This window comes from Oceanobacillus sp. FSL W7-1281, from assembly GCF_037969835.1.
GTDB lineage: Bacteria > Bacillota > Bacilli > Bacillales > Amphibacillaceae > Oceanobacillus > Oceanobacillus oncorhynchi.
The window spans coordinates 2,591,862-2,609,395 of the sequence record NZ_CP150214.1; the positions used below are offsets into that span (position 1 = coordinate 2,591,862).

Annotated in this window: 14 protein-coding genes; 1 reads left to right on the forward strand and 13 read right to left on the reverse strand. The window is 39.6% G+C overall.

Features of this window, described 5'->3' with window-relative positions:
* Positions 1-3: 3 nt before the first annotated feature.
* Both sdhA and MKX55_RS12910 read right to left on the reverse strand, forming a co-directional pair.
* Positions 4-1,752: a succinate dehydrogenase flavoprotein subunit gene (gene sdhA / locus MKX55_RS12905; RefSeq protein WP_339233126.1), complete on the reverse strand. Its 1,749-nt coding sequence runs from the start codon at positions 1,750-1,752 to the stop codon at positions 4-6.
* 35 nt (positions 1,753-1,787) lie between these two features.
* Positions 1,788-2,408: a succinate dehydrogenase cytochrome b558 subunit gene (locus tag MKX55_RS12910; RefSeq protein WP_042534431.1), complete on the reverse strand. Its 621-nt coding sequence runs from the start codon at positions 2,406-2,408 to the stop codon at positions 1,788-1,790.
* 1,371 nt (positions 2,409-3,779) lie between these two features.
* On the opposite strand from MKX55_RS12910, the gene MKX55_RS12915 reads away from it, so the two are divergent.
* Entirely contained in the window at positions 3,780-4,223 is a 444-nt protein-coding gene (locus tag MKX55_RS12915) for a DUF2507 domain-containing protein (protein ID WP_339177542.1), read from the forward strand.
* A 34-nt stretch (positions 4,224-4,257) separates the two neighbouring features.
* Here MKX55_RS12915 and uvrC read toward each other — a convergent pair whose 3' ends face one another.
* From uvrC to MKX55_RS12970, 11 genes are all read right to left on the reverse strand, one after another.
* Positions 4,258-6,063 (reverse strand): excinuclease ABC subunit UvrC, encoded by a 1,806-nt coding sequence (gene uvrC / locus MKX55_RS12920; protein ID WP_339177543.1) that lies wholly within the window; start codon positions 6,061-6,063, stop codon positions 4,258-4,260.
* A 134-nt stretch (positions 6,064-6,197) separates the two neighbouring features.
* A complete protein-coding gene (trxA, locus tag MKX55_RS12925) occupies positions 6,198-6,512 on the reverse strand; it encodes a thioredoxin (RefSeq protein ID WP_042534434.1) in 315 nt (104 codons plus the stop codon).
* 154 nt (positions 6,513-6,666) lie between these two features.
* The gene (locus tag MKX55_RS12930; protein ID WP_339233127.1) at positions 6,667-7,641 is read right to left on the reverse strand and encodes an electron transfer flavoprotein subunit alpha/FixB family protein; all 975 of its coding nucleotides are present in this window, start codon (positions 7,639-7,641) and stop codon (positions 6,667-6,669) included.
* A 121-nt stretch (positions 7,642-7,762) separates the two neighbouring features.
* Positions 7,763-8,536: an electron transfer flavoprotein subunit beta/FixA family protein gene (locus MKX55_RS12935; RefSeq protein WP_339233128.1), complete on the reverse strand. Its 774-nt coding sequence runs from the start codon at positions 8,534-8,536 to the stop codon at positions 7,763-7,765.
* Positions 8,537-8,636: 100 nt separating this feature from the next.
* Entirely contained in the window at positions 8,637-9,437 is an 801-nt protein-coding gene (locus MKX55_RS12940; protein ID WP_339233130.1) for an enoyl-CoA hydratase, read from the reverse strand.
* Between the two features lie 7 nt (positions 9,438-9,444).
* A complete protein-coding gene (locus MKX55_RS12945) occupies positions 9,445-10,029 on the reverse strand; it encodes a TetR/AcrR family transcriptional regulator (protein ID WP_339233132.1) in 585 nt (194 codons plus the stop codon).
* A 191-nt stretch (positions 10,030-10,220) separates the two neighbouring features.
* Positions 10,221-11,924 (reverse strand): long-chain-fatty-acid--CoA ligase, encoded by a 1,704-nt coding sequence (locus tag MKX55_RS12950; protein ID WP_339233133.1) that lies wholly within the window; start codon positions 11,922-11,924, stop codon positions 10,221-10,223.
* 170 nt (positions 11,925-12,094) lie between these two features.
* Complete coding sequence (locus tag MKX55_RS12955) at positions 12,095-12,505, reverse strand: DUF350 domain-containing protein (protein ID WP_042534446.1); 411 nt, start codon at positions 12,503-12,505, stop codon at positions 12,095-12,097.
* A gap of 91 nt (positions 12,506-12,596) precedes the next feature.
* Complete coding sequence (locus MKX55_RS12960) at positions 12,597-14,945, reverse strand: endonuclease MutS2 (RefSeq protein ID WP_339233134.1); 2,349 nt, start codon at positions 14,943-14,945, stop codon at positions 12,597-12,599.
* Between the two features lie 71 nt (positions 14,946-15,016).
* Positions 15,017-16,729, reverse strand: coding sequence for a DNA polymerase/3'-5' exonuclease PolX (polX, locus tag MKX55_RS12965; protein WP_339233135.1), 1,713 nt, complete (start codon positions 16,727-16,729; stop codon positions 15,017-15,019).
* Between the two features lie 253 nt (positions 16,730-16,982).
* A complete protein-coding gene (locus tag MKX55_RS12970) occupies positions 16,983-17,534 on the reverse strand; it encodes a CvpA family protein (RefSeq protein WP_339177561.1) in 552 nt (183 codons plus the stop codon).

The window sequence follows — 17,534 nt, forward strand, 5'->3', positions numbered from 1 at the left end:
TTTCTAATGTTTTGTTGTATAATCTCGTTTCCGAGGGGGAATCAAGGAAATATCTACATCTTCATAACTAAATACAGGCTCATTCTTTTCCGCATTGTATTCAGCAACAGTTGTTTTTAACCATTCCTCATCATTTCGTTCCGGAAATTCCGGTTTATAATGTGCTCCGCGGCTTTCGTTCCGGTTATATGCACCAATGGTAATCACTCGTGCTAATTGAAGCATATGCTTTAATTGACGGGTGAACATAACTCCTTGGTTGCTCCAGCGGGTCGTATCATTAATATTGATATTTTCCCAGCGCTCCATCAATTCGACAATTTTCTTATCCGTTTTTAACAGCTTTTCATTTTCACGAACTACTGTAACGTTATCTGTCATCCAGTCTCCAAGCTCTTTATGGATTTGATATGCATTTTCTGTTCCCTGCATATTCATCAGCTTTTCAAAATCGTTTTGTTCTGCTTCTTCACGAGATTGATAGAGTTCATCCGGAAGCTCTTCCACATGCTCCTCCAGTCCATCGATGTATTCAATGGCATTAGGGCCAGCGACCATACCGCCATAGATTGCGGATAACAGGGAATTCGCACCCAGACGATTTCCGCCATGCTGAGAATAATCACATTCACCAGCAGCAAAAATTCCAGGAATGCTTGTCATTTGCTTCTCATCAACCCATAATCCGCCCATGGAATAGTGAACTGCAGGGAAGATTTTCATCGGCACTTTACGAGGATCTTCACCGACAAATTTCTCATAAATCTCAATAATTCCGCCGAGTTTTACATCAAGCTCTTTTGGATCTTTATGCGATAAATCAAGGTAAACCATGTTTTCCCCATTGATACCAAGTTTTTGGTTTACGCAAACATCAAAAATTTCACGTGTTGCGATATCACGAGGAACAAGGTTACCATATGCCGGATATTTTTCTTCAAGGAAGTACCAAGGTTCTCCATCTTTATACGTCCAAACACGTCCGCCTTCCCCACGAGCTGATTCACTCATTAATCGCAGCTTGTCATCTCCCGGAATAGCAGTCGGATGAATTTGGATAAATTCTCCGTTTGCATACTTTGCACCTTGCAAATAAAGCTTACTTGCTGCAGAGCCTGTATTAATCATGGAATTTGTTGATTTCCCGAAAATAATACCAGGTCCTCCAGTTGCAAAGATGGTTGCATCTGAACGAAATGCTCTAATTTCATGTGTTTTTACATCTTGAGCCACAATTCCTTTTCCTACACCGTTTTCATCAATAACCGCTTCAAGGAATTCCCAGCCTTCAAATTTGGTGACCAGACCTTCTACTTCATAACGGCGAACCTGCTCATCTAATGCATATAATAATTGTTGTCCTGTCGTTGCCCCTGCATATGCTGTACGGTGCATCTGCGTACCGCCAAAACGTCGGAAATCTAATAGACCTTCCGGTGTACGGTTAAACATAACTCCCATACGGTCAAACATATGTATAATACCTGGTGCAGCATCACACATTGCTTTTACCTGCGGCTGATTGGCGAGAAAATCTCCGCCATAAACTGTATCATCAAAATGCAAATCAGGAGAATCTCCTTCTCCCTTTGTATTAACAGCTCCATTAATACCGCCCTGTGCACATACAGAGTGAGAACGTTTTACAGGTACGATAGAAAATAAATCTACATTTACTCCTGCTTCAGCAGCTTTGATTGTAGCCATTAAACCGGCTAAGCCGCCGCCGACTACAGCAACTTTTTTACTCATTCGTTAGCTCACTCCTTCTTTCATTCCATTACTGTTTATACACCATATGCGAATGCAAGTAATGATCTTATACCTAGATAGCCGACTGCTAAAAATACAATCAGACACACATACGTAGAAATGCGCTGTGATTTCGGTGTTTGTGTAATTCCCCATGTTACCATGAAGCTCCACAATCCATTTGCGAAATGGAATACAGCCGAAAGAACCCCTACCACATAGAACCAAAACATCGGCGTGCTGGAAAGGATGCCTTCCATCAAGCTATAGTTGATATCCACATTTCCTAAAGCAAGCTGAACGCGTGTTTCAAATACGTGCCATGCAATGAAGATAACAAGGATAATTCCAGTAACCCGCTGCAGTGCGAACATCCAGTTACGGAAGAATCCATAACGTCGTGTACTGTATCTAGATGTAAAAACAATATAAACACCCAGAATCGCATGGAACAAAATTGGTAGATAGATTACTAATGTCTCCAGCAGCAATACAAATGGTAATTCGTGCATAATACCAGCTGCTGTATTAAATACTTCTTCTCCATACACAGCAAGATGATTGATAAATAAATGTTGTACTAGGAAAATACCAATCGGCACAACTCCCAGCAGCGAATGTAGTCTTCTAAAGAAGAACTCACGTTGTTCTGCCATGTTTACCCCCCTTTTGAAACGTAATCCCTATAATATGTATACTATAAAAATAAAGCGCTTTACAAAATTGTAAATATTTATTTTTTATAGTACAGCCAATAACATCTATTATTGTACTTCTTACATTGTAAAGCGTCAAGAATTCCCGACCGGCTTCTTTAAGAAAATGAAAAGTATTTATTAAAATCTCTATTACTCAACTTTCGCACCTTAAAAAGAAACTTCATTTCCATAGAAACAGGAGTTGGTCGTTCCTTCGATAACACCCTTGTCAAAGAATAGAAGATGGAGTGTAAAATACCGCTGCGGCAAACCGTTTTGCTTTCCTAGGGGCACGCTCTTCAGCTAACTTTTGCCAAGAAGAGCACTTGGCAAAAGTGGATCTTCAGATGGTGCTGATCCCTCAGGAGTCAAAACGGTCTGCCTCCGCTAGTTAGATGTTCTATACGTGGAATAGCTGAATAAATAAAAGTAGATCAGGCAGAACATATTTTTTATGCTGCATGGTAAAAGTTCCACCAAGATTACTTTCTGTGTATGAAAGCTATTCTTGATGTTAATTATTCATGCTGTTTTGATTCGAACTGCTAAACCATCCATTTGAAATAACGGAATGATCGTGTCATCAAGCGATAGAGATACTATTTCGTCCACCTCAACAGGATGTTATTTCATTCATTCGCTGTAGAATCCTAATTAAGCAGAGTCCAACCCCGCAGACTCCTAAGTGGTTTGCAGGCTAAACCCGTGACTCCTGGGGTTGCGATTACTCACCCCATCGAAAACATCTGTACGTCGGAAAGCGGAGTGATTGGACGGAGCAGAGCTATGCACTATCAATAGTTCAAAAAAAGCTGATTTAACTAAAAAGCAAGCACAATAAAGAAGAACTTGATAATCCTGAAACAACAAGATATATATGCTTATTCTTAGGTGCTATAGTTGAGTCTATTACATGAGAAATTGAATTATATTATTGCATCATTCTATAAGATAATCGCCGTTTTTACATCAAAATGAAACAAAACCATACGAAAACCAAGAAAAAGATTTAGAAAAGTCGCAGAGAATGTTATTATAATAGAGATATTTAACTTCGTTTGCGGTTCCAGATGATGTTAATCTCTTGGATAATCTATTAATTTAATGGCAGTGTTCAAAAATCTCGAAATATAGCTGACAGGAAAAATAACCGCATGACCGAACGACAGACGGTGAAGGAATCCCCTTTTCCTGCTCAGGCTGAGACCTGTATGAACACGCAAGTAAAGTTAAATTATCTAGTTCCAATACTTGCTAATCAACAGACAACAATACATAATAACCATAGACATGTAACACGAACGAGACGTGAAGGAAAGGATGAAAGTAGTGTCAAAGTATGGCAGCAATCAAAAATTAGATGTAAATGAGTTAGAGCAATTATATAGTGACGGCGCGGGATATGATATTTTACGCTATATTGGTTTACCGGAGCTGTTTGGTGAAGAAAAAGATACACTTCTTTATTTTTTAGGCAGAAATCTGGCACGGAAATTTGAGTTTAGCAGTCTGGAAGATTTAAGTTTATTTTTTGAAAAAATGGGTTTAGGGGCCCTGGATCTAGTAAAAGATAAAAAGAACGTAAAAACCTTTTATCTTCTATCCGATACAATTGTTGCTAAATTAAAATCAAATATGGAGACCGATTTCCGTTTAGAAGCCGGAATAATAGCAGAGGCGCTGCAACAGCTGGAAGGCGTAGATTGTGAATGCCTTGAATCTGTTCACCGTCGCCTGAAACAAGTTGAATTTACGGTTTATATACAGGATTGATAATCTTTAAAACTGAACAAAACGATCGCGAAACTTATTCGATTTCACGATCGTTTTGTTCTGCTTCCTGCTTCTTTAAATGTCCGATAATCTCTGTGGCTATATTTTTGGGTATGCCAATTTTACGCATATCCTCCAAAGAGGCATTTTTAATTTCTTCTACCGATTTGAAATGCGTCAATAAAAGCTTGCGTCGTTTCTCTCCAACACCCGGGATACGGTCAAGCTCGGATTGAAACAGTCCTTTTCCTCTTAATTGCCTGTGGAAGGTAATGGCAAAGCGGTGCACCTCATCCTGTATCCGCTGCACTAAATAAAAGGCCTGTGATTGGCGTTTTAACGGAATGACCTCCGGAGGCTCCCCGTATAATAATTCGCTGGTTTTGTGCCGGTCATCCTTAGCAAGACCAGCAAGCGGAATACTTAAACCAAGTTCATTTTCCAGCACATCTGATGCTGATGTCATCTGGCCTTTTCCCCCGTCAACAATAATTAAATCAGGTAAAGGAAGCTCCTCGCGAAGTACTCTGGTATAACGTCTGCGTATTACTTCCCGCATAGTTTCATAATCATCCGGTCCTTTGACATCTTTGATTTTATATTTGCGATATTCTTTTTTGTTCGGTTTTCCATCTTCAAAAACAATCATCGCCGATACAGGATCTGTTCCTTGAATATTCGAATTATCAAACGCTTCAATCCGGCGAGGTGTCTCTATATTTAAGTAATCGCCTAAATCCTCCATCGCTTGATAGGTTCTTTCTTCATCCCGCTCAATTAATTGAAATTTCTCGTTCAAAGCGATTTTTGCATTTTTTTCAGCTAATTCTACCATTTCCTTTTTTCTGCCACGAAGCGGTGTATGGACATTGACTTCAAGTAATTTTTCCAATATCTCATCATCAATGCCTATCGGAACTAATACCTGTTTTGGCTTCAAATGGTTTTCCTGCAGATAAAATCGCGCTATAAAACTGACAATCGCTTCTTCCGCATTATCATAAAATGGAAAGATGCTGACATCGCGTTCTATCAGCTTTCCTTGCCGGATAAAGAAAACCTGTACACACATCCAGCCTTTATCATAGCTGTATCCAAAAACATCCCTGTTTACTAAATCATTAGCAGCCATTTTCTGCTGTTCCATTGTTGCATCGATGTATTGGATGGTGTCTCGAAGTTCTTTTGCTCGTTCAAAATTCAACACTTCACTTGCTTCAGTCATTTCCCTGGTCAAACGGTTTCGAATATCCTTAAACCCGCCATGTAAAAAGGAGGTTATCTCTTGAACAATTTGCTGATATGTTTCTTTAGAAGGCGGATTTTTACCACAGGCTAAGCATTGCCCCATATGATAATAAAGACACGGTCTGCCGGGAGGGTTATTGCATTTCCTGAGCGGATAGATCCGGTCTAAAAGCTTTTTGGTTTCTCTTGCCGCAATGACGTTAGGATAAGGACCAAAATATTTTCCTTTATCTTTTTTTAACTGTCTTGTGACAATTAACCTCGGATGCCGCTCGGATGTAATCTTCAAATAAGGGTACGATTTATCATCCTTCAGCATCACATTATACTTAGGATCATATTTTTTTATTAAATTCATTTCTAAAATAAGTGCTTCAATCTCTGAGGAAGTAACCATATATTCAAAATCTGCAATATCCTGAACTAAACGCTGCGTTTTTCTGTCATTCGCCCCGCGAAAATAAGAACGAACGCGGTTTCTTAACTTTTTAGATTTTCCTACATAAATAATTGTTCCATGCTTATCCTTCATCAAATAACAGCCAGGCTGCATTGGAAGAATAGCCAACTTTTTTTCAATTGCTTCTTTCATCTATAACCAGCCCTTTATACATCAGAAAATCCCTTTTCATCTGCTTGATGACAAAGGGATTCCTTTTTTTCTAATAGAAATCAAAGAATCCGTTCTGTGATATGCTATCATCACAGAACGAAAACGTGACTTTATCAGGCATGTTTATTAATTAAATCTGTTAATGCCTCTTTAGGTTGGAAACCAATAACCTGGTCTACCACTTCCCCATCTTTGAATAAAAGAAGTGTCGGTATACTCATTACACCAAATTTCCCAGCTGTTTCCTGGTTTTCATCCACATCTAATTTGACGATCTGTACTTTCTCTTCCATTTCTCCATCAATTTCTTCTAAAACAGGAGCAATCATTTTACAAGGTCCACACCATGGAGCCCAGAAATCTGCAAGTACAAGACCTTTTGATGTCTCGTCTGTAAAGTTTTGATCCGTTACATGTTTAATTGCCATTATTTTTACCTCCTTAAAACATCATGCAGCTTATCATAAGCTTAGTATGAGTATATCATCGTATAAGTATACTTCCTAATAGTTTGCTTGAATTGATTAAAATTACTTTCAAAAGGCCTGTGCCACAGCATTTCTCACAGACCTTTTACTTCCTTTATGCTTTCACTTTTTTAATTTCTTCAATAAGCAGCGGGATGACTTCAAATAAATCACCAACAATCCCATAGTCAGCAATATTAAAGATATTTGATTCAGCATCTTTATTTATAGCAACAATTACCTTGGAATTAGACATTCCTGCTAAATGCTGAATTGCGCCGGAGATACCTACAGCAATATATAAATCAGGAGTTACTACTTTTCCGGTCTGCCCAATTTGCAACGCATAATCACAATAGTCAGCATCACAGGCGCCCCTTGATGCCCCTACAGCACCTCCCAGTACATCTGCAAGCTCGTAAAGCGGTTTAAATCCATCTGCACTTTTTACTCCTCTTCCGCCTGCTACAATAACATTTGCTTCTGAGAGGTCAACCCCCTCTGAAGTTTTTCGGACAACATCCTTCACAATCGTACGTAAATCTTTAATATCTATATCCTTGGCATTCACCTCGCCAGACCTTGAAGCATCTTTTTCAAGAGCAGCTATATTATTCGGGCGAATCGTTACAAATATAAAATCATCTGCAAATATTTTCTTTTCAAATGCCTTTCCAGAATAGATAGGACGAATAAATACATTGTCATCGCCATCTTTTTCAATATCTACTACGTCAGAGATAAGTCCTGCTGACAGCCTGCTTGCAAGTTTTGGTGTCAGATCTTTTCCGATAGAGGTATGCCCCATGACAATTCCTTTTGGAGATAATTCATTGATAATTTCTAAAACCGCCTGTCCATACCCTTCCGATGTATACGTTTTCAAATTGTCGTGCGTGACTGTAACAACACTGTCCGCCCCATAAGCAATCAGTTCTTCACCTGCACTGGTTAAATCACTATCACTGAATAAAACACCTACAATTTCAGCATCCGCATCAATCTGTTTCGCCGCTGCGATTGCCTCAAAAGAAACGTTTCTTATATCGTTATCTCTTACTTCACCAATCACTAGTATTTTGTCGCTCATTATTATTGTCCCCTTTCACTATCAGCTTCATTATCATACGAACTTCTCTTTAAAGTATCTTTGGAATTATCTCTTAAAGTACTTTTTGAAATTTCCATTAGAGTACCTCTTGAAATTCCCCTTAAAGTACCTTCTTGTCATTCTTCAATAAAGAAACCAATTCCTTCACCTGATCCGCTACCTCTCCCTCTAACACCTTACCAGCTTCTTTTTCAGGCGGAAGATAAATATCGATTGTTTTCGTTTTTGCCTCTATTTTATCCTCATCTAGATCCAGATCATCGATTTCTAACTCTTCAAGCGGTTTTTTCTTCGCTTTCATAATTCCCGGCAGCGAAGGGTAACGCGGTTCGTTTAAACCTTGTTGGCATGTAACTAATACCGGCAGGCTGGTTTCAACTATTTCGACATCTCCTTCGACGTCTTTTTCTATTGATGCGGTATCGCCATCAATAGACAGGCTCGTTATCGTTGTAACGCAAGATATTCCCAAAAGCTCGGCAAGTCTCGGTCCAACCTGACCGCTCGCTTCATCAATAGCAACATTCCCTGCCAAAATCAAATCAGCTTCCTTTTCTTCAAAAAATGCTTCTAAAATTTTAGCAGTTGTAAACTGGTCTCCTTCTTCCAAATCTTCTTCTGTATTAATTAGAACGGCTTTGTCCGCTCCCATGGCAAGAGCTGTCCGAAGCTGCTTCTCAGAGTCTTCGTCACCAATGGTAACAACAGTAACCTCTCCGCCATGCTTATCTCTTTGTACAATCGCTTCCTCTACTGCATATTCATCGTAAGGGTTAATGATGAATTCTGCACCGTCATCTTCAATTCTTCCATTTTGAACAGCAATTTTTTCCTCTGTATCAAACGTTTTTTTCAATAATACATAAATATTCATATCTTTTTTCCTCCTTGTCACAAACTAGAATGTATATTTAAAAAGCAGTCCATAGTACAGTTCCTTACCATGATGTAACTTTTTACACTCCCTCGAAAATCTATTTATCTTGGAACTTAGCTGCTCTCTTCTCTTTAAAAGCGCTTACACCTTCCTTCGCATCATACGAACCAAAGATTTCACCAAACAAGCTCGCTTCACGGTCAGCTCCTTCTGCAAATTGGCTTGTATTTGCATAGGGAATCAATTGCATAATCCGATTGATTCCAGGCTTGCTTTTAGCAGCAATTTTTCCGGCTAGTCGACGAACCTCTTTTTCCAGATCGTCTTCCTCAACAACCCGGTTAACAAGCCCCCATTCTTCCGCCTGCCTTCCGGAAATCGGTTCTCCGGTTAAAATCATCTCATATGCTCTGGCATTACCTATATATCGCGGCAAACGCTGTGTACCGGCAAAACCAGGAATAATGCCTAAATTCATCTCTGGAAGCCCTATCTTTGCATCCGGTGTAGCATACCTTATATGGCAAGCCATTGCGAGCTCTAATCCTCCGCCTAATGCAGCGCCATGTATGGATGCAATAACAGGAAGCGGAAAATGCTCTATTCTGTTAAAAATGTTCTGTCCATTCTTAGCTAAAGTTTCATACTCTGATGCCTCTTGAAGAGCGGTAAATTCTTTAATATCTGCCCCAGCTGAGAAAAACTTGCCTTCTCCCTGCAGGACAACCACTTTGGCTTCCCCTTCTTGTTCAATCTGTGTTAACAGTTCATCTAATTTTGCGATCAGCTTAGAAGATAATGCATTAGCAGGAGGGCTTTTGATTGTTAAATAAGCAACCCTCTCCTCTACTTTTAATTCCAAAACGGACAAATCAATCACCTCTTTTTTATATTTCATTATCTGCTTATTTAGAAGCTAAAGCACTGACGAGCATTCTGTGAATCTCAGGTGCCATGTCAACAAGATGATATTTCTGTTCCTTCATCACCCAATTCGTAACAATCTCATCAAGTGTACCGAAAATCATTTGCCTGACCAGAGGTATATTCAAATCCTCTCTAAAATGCTGCTGCTCCATTCCTTTTTGAATAATACCGTCAATCACGGTCAAGTAAGGCTTCAAAACTTGATTAATCTGCAGTCTTAAAGAAATATTTGATTGTCTTAACTCCAGCTGGGTCACAATAGCTAAATAATAATCTGAAGACAGCTGCGTGAAATGCATTTTTATTAAGGTATACAGCTGATTAGAAGCAGAATCATTTTCTTCGATTGCTTTTGCTATTTGATCGATAAATTCTCCCATTTTCACTTCGAATAAAGAAACAAGAATATGTTCTTTGTTCTTAAAGTATAAATAAATGGTACCGTCAGCAACATTCGCTTCCTGTGCTATTTTGGAAACCTGTGACCCATGGTATCCATTTTCGGCAATTACTTTTACAGCAGCTTCAATAATTTGATGATATTTTGGTTTTTGATTATTCATGATTTACTCCTTGATTACATAATTAAAAATGAGTGAATAGTCATTCATATTTTTAATATACAATTCTTGAAGTTTAATGTCAATGAAAAGCTGCTTTGATTAAAACGCTTTCAATATAAATACATTCAGCTTCTCTGCTTAATTAAATTAGCTGTCAAGCTGCTTTGGAAAAGAAAAAAAGAGCACGAGGCTCAAACAGATGCTGCTTCTTGTTTCTGTTTCTCTTCGTCAATCAGTTTTCTTCTTAAGATTTTCCCCACTGCTGTTTTTGGCAATTCATCACGGAATTCATAAATTCTCGGGACTTTGTAGCTTGCGAGATGTTTTCTTGCATATTCATTTAACTCTTCCTCCGTAAGAGCCGCTCCCTCTTTCAACACAATATAAGCCTTTACTGTCTCTCCTCTGTATGGATCAGGCACACCTGCTGCTACCGCTTCCTGGATAGCTTCATGCTCATACAAAACCTCTTCGATTTCTCTTGGATAAATGTTAAAACCGCCTGCAATAATCATATCCTTCTTTCTGTCCACGACATAGAAAAAACCGGATTCATCAACATATCCTAAATCGCCGGTCAACAGCCAGCCATCTTTCAGGGTACTCGACGTCTCTTCTTCATTATTCCAATACCCTTTCATTACTTGCGGACCTTTTACAGCAATTTCGCCGATTTCTCCAGCCGGAACTTCTTCTAACCCCGATTCGCCCATTTGAACAATTTTAGCATCTGTATCCGGCCAAGGAACGCCGATACTGCCGTTAATACGTTCAGCATATACAAAATTTGCATGTGTTACAGGGGAAGTTTCTGTTAATCCATATCCTTCAACCAGCTTTCCACCGGTAATTCTTTCAAAGCGCTCCTGAATTTCAACCGGTAACGGAGCCGACCCGCTAATACACGCATCTATAGAGGATAAATCATATTTCTCTAATTCCGGATGGTTTAACAGACCGATATAAATTGTTGGGGCGCCTGGGAAAAGATTAGGTTTCTGTTTATCTATTACTTTTAATAAGTCACCCGCATCAAATTTTGGTATCAGAATAATCTTGGAGGCTTTTTTTATCGCAAAGTTCATCACAGCTGTCATCCCGTATACATGGAAGAATGGAAGAATACCTAGAACCACATCCTGACCTTTTTGTTCTTCGCTGCGCGAAAGCCATGTTTCACACATTTGCACATTGGCACTTAAATTATAATGCGTCAGCATTACTCCTTTAGGACTGCCTGTTGTCCCGCCGGTATATTGTAAAAGTGCAAGGTCTTCTTCCGGATTAATAGGGGATTCTAAATAATCAGCAACCGAGTGCTCCATCATCTTTTTCCATACATGGGTATCATTGCTGGGCTCTACCTTCACCACCAAATTGTATTCTCGCTTCTGTATAAATGGATAAATCATATTTTTAGGGAAAGGAAGATAATCCTTGATGCCGGTTACAATAACATGCTCTAATGTCGTATGTGAACGGGCGCTGTTTACACGCGGAAGTAAAATATCTAAACAAATAATTGCTCTAGCCTGCGCATCATTCATTTGAAAAATCAATTCTCTTTCCGTATAAAGCGGATTTGTTGGAACAGCTATTGCTCCTGCCATCAGGATACCATAGTAGCTAATGACCGATTGAGGAGTATTTGGCAAAAAAATAGCAACCCTGTCTCCTTTTCTGATTCCGATAGATTGCAAATAATTCGCTGTTTTTTTCGCCTCTTTATACAGCTCTTTATATGTCATCTCCTTACCCATGAAATAAAGCGCTTTCTTTTCTCCGTGATGCTTCGCCGCATCAATTAAATATTGATACAGAGCGCACTTATCATATTCCAGTGTTTTAGGTAAATCCTCAGGGTAGCGATCATGCCAAGCCCTTTTTTCCAACATAAATCATTCCTCCTTCAATTTAGTCTATACCTATTATAACGGTTAATTGCTAACTTTGAAAATATTATCTAATATTTAGAGAAATAAATAAACCAATCCCACGATGAAAAAAATAATTCCAACTGCCATTAATATTTTTGCTAAACGTTCAAATATCACTCATTGCCCTCCTAACCAACGATGCTTGCTCCGATAACATAGGCTAACCCGACAGAGATGACCATCGAAATAAAGCCGACAGCCTTATTGCCGTTGCCGATTTCTTCATCCACTTTCATAAATGGAGTTAAAAATTCAAAAAACAAATACCCTGCTATTAATAATACAAAACCGAAAATCCCCCAGCCCATCGATACCATTAAACTATCGTTATGCTCAATGGAGAATCTGAAAATCATGGCTATACCGAATAGCTTTCCTCCGGTAGCCATCGCAACAGCCAGATTCCCTTTTTTTATTTCCTCCCAGTTTTTATAGGAGGTTACCAGTTCAGCAATTGCTAAAAAGAGCAGAGTGGATAAAATAAACACACTATATCTTGCTGCGGTTATTACTAAAATATTTTCCCAAAAGCCTTCCATTTTTCTCGCTCCTTCATTTGGAAAAAGGGATTCGTTACCAGTATAGCATCAACCCCTTTTTCCAATCTTACTAAACATTTAACTCTACTACTTATTCAAAGCGAATAACTGTAACGCCGCTTCCGCCTTCTCCTGCTTCACCTGACCTTGAGCCTTTGATATGCGGATGCCGCTTCACAAATTCCTGAACACCCTTTCGCAAGGCGCCAGTCCCTTTCCCATGAATAATAGATGCTTGTGCATAGCCGGCCAGCAATACATCATCCACATACTTCTCCAGCTTGTGCATCGCGTCCTCATAACGTTCGCCGCGTAAATCTAACTCTGTTTTCACATGCTGGTTATTATTGCCCCTAACCGTGGCCACTGGCTCAGCCTGCTTCTTTTTCTTCTTCTTGACGAGCTCTAAATCAGACCGTTTTACTTTTACTTTCATAATACCGACCTGCACCCTATATTCCTTGTCATTCACCTTTTCAACAACCTCGCCAAGCTGATTTACGGTGAGCAGCTTAATCTCGTCTCCCGGCTTCAGTTCACTCTGTTCTTGCTTCTTCTCAGGCTGGACAGCTGATTTATCACTGCTTAGATTCGGCATTGCATCGTCAAGCATCTTTCTGGCTTCGATCCACTCATGTTCTTTCATGCCAGACTGATCTTTCATATTGCGCATCATCTGCACAATTTCTTCTGCTTCCTGACGCGCCTTCAGCAATGCTTTTTCAGCCTTCTCTTCCGTTTTTTCATAAATCTTTTGCTTATTATCTTCCCATCGGTTCATCGCTTTTGTTAGTTCTTGATGCAGTTTTTCACTGTCTTCAAGTACCTGATGCGCTTTTTCATAGTCTCGCTCTGCCTCTGTATGGGATTGTTCTAAGGAAGCAATCATATTTTCTACTTGATGAGAATCCACACCAATCAGCTGCTTCGCTTGATTAATGATATTTCCATCAAGCCCTAACCGCTTCGAAATGTCAAATGCATTACTTCGTCCCGGCACGCCAATTAGTAACCGGTATGTCGGCCGTAATGTTTCTACATTAAACTCTACAGAAGCATTGACCACCTGTGTCCGGTTATATCCATAAGCTTTTAGTTCCGGGTAATGGGTCGTCGCAATAACACTTGCATTTTTAGAAAGCACCTCATCCAGAATCGACATTGCTAAAGCAGCCCCTTCTTGCGGGTCTGTACCAGAGCCTAATTCATCAAATAAAACCAGCGACTGATCCGTGACATGCTTCATAATTTCCACAATGTTTGTCATATGGGAGGAAAAGGTACTCAGGTTTTGTTCAATTGACTGTTCATCACCTATATCAGCGAAAACCTCATCAAATATCGGCATTTCACAACCATCGAGTGCGGGTACCTGTAAACCGGATTGAGCCATCAATGTACAAAGCCCAACCATTTTCAAAGTAACTGTCTTTCCGCCTGTATTTGGTCCTGTAATAACAATTGCCTGATAATCCTTGCCCATTTCCACATCATTTGGAACAACTTGATCATCTGGAATATATGGGTGTCTTGCCTGCTGTATCTTTATATAACCATGTATATTCATTTTAGGTCTTACCGCATGCATTTTTTGAGCAAGTTTTCCCCGGGCACTGATAAAATCAATTTCCGAAAGCCAATAGACATTATTTAAAAGCTCTTGTTCATAGGATGCGATATGCCCGCTGAGTTCCTTTAAAATCCGTTCTATTTCTTGCTTTTCTTTAGAAAATAAATCCTGTAATTTATTATTCATATCCACTACCGCTTTTGGCTCCATAAATAATGTCTGACCGGATGATGACTGATCATGGACAATTCCGCCAATGGCAGCCCGGTATTCCTGTCTTACCGGCAAAACATAACGATCATTCCGAATCGTGATAATCGAATCGGAAAGCATTTTACTGTTAGAGCGTGTATAGCTTTCCAGCTTGCTTCGGACACTGCTTTCGTACGTCCGGATAGAGCTGCGGATAGAACGTAAAGCTGATGAAGCACCATCCATTATTTGACCATGATCATCGATACAGCTGTTAATATGCTGTTCCAAATCCCGGATAGCGATAATATTTGCTGCGGCAGATTGAAGAATTGGTATTTCCAAATCCTCGACCTGTTCTAAAAAACTTTTGGCCTGTCTGCCTCCATATAACGTATCACCAATGCGTAAAACCTCATCTGCAGAAAGAATGCTCCCTATTGCACTGCGTTTCACACTCGGTCGTATATCAGATATACCGCCTAAAGGAATCACTTTATTCAGCCGGAAAATTTGAACGGCTTCGTCAGTCTGCGCTTGTAACTCCTCTACTTCATCAAGCGTCGACTTTGGTCGTAATTTAGATGCTAAATCCTTTCCTATAGAGGTTTCTGCTTGTTCACGAACCCTTTCAACAAGGCGGTGAAACTCAAGCGTTTTTAGTACACGTTCGTTCATTTTAACCCCTCTTTTATTAAAAATTAAAATCTATACTTTGTGCCAGTTTCCGCATGAAAACAATGACGCATTTATTTTCCCTGGTTAAAGAATGCAGCTAATTCTTCTTTTGTCCATGTGTTGATTACAGTGGACGGTTTGATCCATCCTTTACGGGCAGTAGCTACACCATATTGCATATGTTCAAGCATCTGATAGTTGTGTGCGTCAGTATCAATGACAAGCTTTACGCCTGCTTCCTGCGCTTTTTTAGCCCATTCATGGGATAAATCTAAGCGATTGGGATTAGCATTGATTTCTAATGCGGTATTTGTTTCTTTTGCTTTTTCAATCAATTTTTCCAGGTTCACTTTATATCCATCTCTTCTCCCGATTAGTCTTCCTGTCGGGTGAGCAATAATTGAAACATATGGATTTTCTAAGGCGTTAGTCAGCCTGTGCATGATTTCCTCTTCCGATTGTTGAAAACTGGAATGTATCGCACCGATAACAAAGTCCATTTCCTTTAGAAAATCATCCTCAAAATCTAAGCTGCCATCTGGCAGAATATCCATTTCCACACCCGAAAAGATATGGAAATCAGCGTACTTTTCATTTAATGCATTAATTTCCTGACGCTGCTTACGAAGACGTTCTTCATTTAATCCATTTGCTACGCGCAAGTATTTAGAGTGGTCTGTAATCGCCATATAGGAATAGCCCATACTTTTTACCTTTTCAGCCATTTCGTCTAAAGACTGTGCTCCATCACTCCAGGTGGTATGCATATGCAAATCTCCGCGAATATCGGATAGCTGGATTAATTTCTGTTCCTCTGTAAACAGGTCTACTTCTCCTGTATTTTCACGAACCTCCGGGGGAATAAAATGCAGACCAAAATGATTAAAAAAGGCTTCTTCCGTTTCAAACTGGAACGTCTCTCCTGTTTCTTCCACCTCTACACCGTATTCACTGATTTTTTCACCACGCGACTTTGCTAATTGACGCATAGCTACATTATGATCCTTTGAACCGGTAAAGTGATGTAAAGTAGAAGCAAATTCCCCGTCAGAAACCAGACGAAAATCAACATTGATATCATAAGCTTCTTCTAAAGTGATAGAAACCTTTGTATCTCCGCTCGCAATAACATTTTTGACAGAAGGCAGTGCGATTAAAGCTTCTTTTACCTCGCTTGCTTCATCCGTGGCAATGATAAAATCAAGGTCCTTTACGGTTTCACGCATACGCCGGATGCTCCCTGCCTGAGAATAACGGATAATACCCGGAATATCCTCCAGATAAGCTTCTATCTTCTCAGCAATCGGGAGCATCATTGCTACCGGAAGCCGTTCCGGTCTCTTCCCCGCATCTTCGATTGCTGCAACGATTTTCTCTACAGATTTTTTTCCGAATCCAGGTAACGCTTCTACCTTTCCAGACAGACAAGCTTCTTTTAACGTTTCTGCGTCAATTACACCCAGTTCCTGATAGAGCTTGGATAATTTTTTCCCGCCTAAACCTGGCAAATCTAATAACGGAACAAGCCCGGCCGGTACTTCTTTCTCCAATTCCGCTAAGGTTTCTGAATGTCCAGCTTCGATAAACTCGGTAATTACTGCTGCAGTTCCTTTTCCAATCCCTTTCATCTTTGTAAAGTCATCTATCTCACTTAAGCTGCGGTCATCTGTTTCAATCGCTTGTGCAGCCTTCCGATAAGCGCTTATTTTAAATGGATTTTCTCCCTTCAGCTCCATATAAACAGCTATATTCTCCAGCAAACGAATGATATCTTTCTTATTCATCTTCTTTCACCCTATTCTGTCACTATTTACATAAAACGAAACTTCCTTCCGTGGAGATTTTTCCTTCTCCACGGAAGGTTAGTTAAGTTAATCAGGAGATGAAGTGACCGTTTTCGCCCATACATATTAAAATAATTGTTCCATATATAGTTAGGACGAATTACGGACACTCATGCCGTGATAAAACTGACTCAAGCTATCCAAGTTAGTTTGAGTCAGTTTTGCTTACTATACCTTCTAATGATCTGCTATATTATTTGGTCAGAGATTCTGTCAAGTTGAACCATAATTCAAAAATACGATCTGAAAAATATGGCGTCTGTTCAATAATCCGCATCGCCAGAGAAGACCCTTGGATTGCTTCCTGCACCCCGCCCACAGGCGTTAACGCCAGGATATATAAAATAATGAAGCTGATGAGATAGATCTCAACAAACCCCAGCGCGGCTCCTAGAATTTTATTGATAAAGCTGATAATGGGGATTGCCGCCACAAAATCCAGCATAGAAGCAATAATCTGCAGAATAAATTTCACCGCAAAAAAGATAAGCGCAAAAGAAATCGCATTATAAAATGCCGATTCAACTGGCAGGTTTTCTAAAAACGCTGACCAGGCTCCATCACCTGAGAGATCTGGATAAGGAATATACAAGGAGAGTCTTTCTGCAACCGGATTATAATACATTACTGCTACAATAAAAGCAATAATAAACCCTGTTAAATGAAATAGCTGAAGGACAAATCCTCTTTTTAATCCCATCATAATCCCAAATAATAGAAGAATAATTATAATTAAGTTAATCAT